This is a genomic window from Clostridium sp. MSTE9, assembly GCF_000277625.1.
GTDB lineage: Bacteria > Bacillota > Clostridia > Oscillospirales > Acutalibacteraceae > Faecalispora > Faecalispora jeddahensis.
On the sequence record NZ_AKFU01000055.1, the window covers coordinates 1 to 1393 of the forward strand.

The following is a 1393-nucleotide window of genomic DNA, read 5'->3' on the forward strand; positions in this document are numbered from 1 at the left end:
AGCTTTTTTATTATACAATCAATATTTGCTATTCACGCTAAACAAATTAACTTAGCCAATGGATCCAGACAAACTTGTTAATCCACTCCCTGAACTCGTGAATTTAATATAAATTTTTGATGTCTGAGAAAGGCCACCAACCGTAAAGCTCTCGGTCTTTCCGGGCGCTACAGTTCCGGATGTTACTAATTCATCATTAGAAGAAAAATTATAGATTCGGTATGTGAGCTTCCCAGGAGAGCTCGAATCATTCGTAATACTAACATTATAGGTATATTTTCCAACAATTAAATACTCTGTATAAACAGACCCTCCATTCCCACAAACGCCAGAGAATTTATAAGCTCCGTTCTTCGAAACATCATATACAGTTCCTGGACGCGTAGCTCCATAAGGGCTTATCGTGCTTTGCGCACCTGTATCCACCAGATAATCCGGAGAACTAACCAAACTTTGATTTGCAGTTTGACCAAAAACCACGAAGTTGCAAAGCAGAGCAGTCATCATCATTACTGACAACAATGAACGTAACATTTTTTTCATAATTAACAACTCCTTATAATTTTTATGTTTATATAATACAACAGTTTACATAATTTGTCAATAATGTAATTATTTAACTTTTTTGCTTGTAAATGTAATAAATGCAATTTATAATTAATGATATAGTTTATATTTACTTGGCGGAGGTTATTATGTTCGGTACTGTACTCTACTATTTAATCAGAATTTTACCCATGTGGATTTGCCTTCTTGTCTTTTCTATCCCGCTGGTTCTTTTTTTAATTCAAAAAAACGGTGGAAAAGGGAATTGGTGCTACTGGGCAATCCAATATTTCTTTCTCTCTTATCTGATTTTTGTTCTGCAAATCGGCGGCATCACAAGAATACTATTTTTCTTGCAGAACCCTGTATACTTTAAGCCCTCTACGATGACTGTGAACTTGATTCCTTTTGTTGATCTCTTTTCAGACCCTTCTCAATATTTTGCAAACATTCTTCTATTTGTACCCTTTGGGCTTTTGTTCCCTTTTCTTGCTCCGAAAAACCGTCTTCACTCTACGCTTTTATGGGGGATCGGTTTTTCTTGTTCGATTGAAGTTCTGCAGGCTTTTTGTCTGCGGACCCCAGATATCAATGATCTGCTCATGAATACCCTAGGTGTGTTACTTGGTTATTTCCTGTTTGCTTTTTTCCAAAAGCAAACTTCTTTCAAATATAAAGCTGTGCAAAAAGTGCCCAGCAGTAAAAAACATAAAATGGAATACTATTTTCTCTTCTCTTATCTATTTATATTTCTCTTTGATTTTCTTACGATGATCGCTGATCCAACTTCAAATCCCTAAAAGTATTTCAAAAATAGAAATTCACTGGCATAGCCGATGATTGTTTT

Annotated in this window: 2 protein-coding genes; one reads left to right on the forward strand and one right to left on the reverse strand. The window is 35.3% G+C overall.

The window, feature by feature from the left end:
• Positions 1–51: 51 nt before the first annotated feature.
• On the reverse strand, positions 52–543 hold the full coding sequence (locus HMPREF1141_RS17425; RefSeq protein WP_147584715.1) for a hypothetical protein: 492 nt from the start codon (positions 541–543) through the stop codon (positions 52–54).
• 152 nt (positions 544–695) lie between these two features.
• Here HMPREF1141_RS17425 and HMPREF1141_RS16960 point away from each other — a divergent pair, with 152 nt between their 5' ends.
• Complete coding sequence (locus tag HMPREF1141_RS16960; protein WP_009066791.1) at positions 696–1346, forward strand: VanZ family protein; 651 nt, start codon at positions 696–698, stop codon at positions 1344–1346.
• Positions 1347–1393 lie beyond the last annotated feature (47 nt).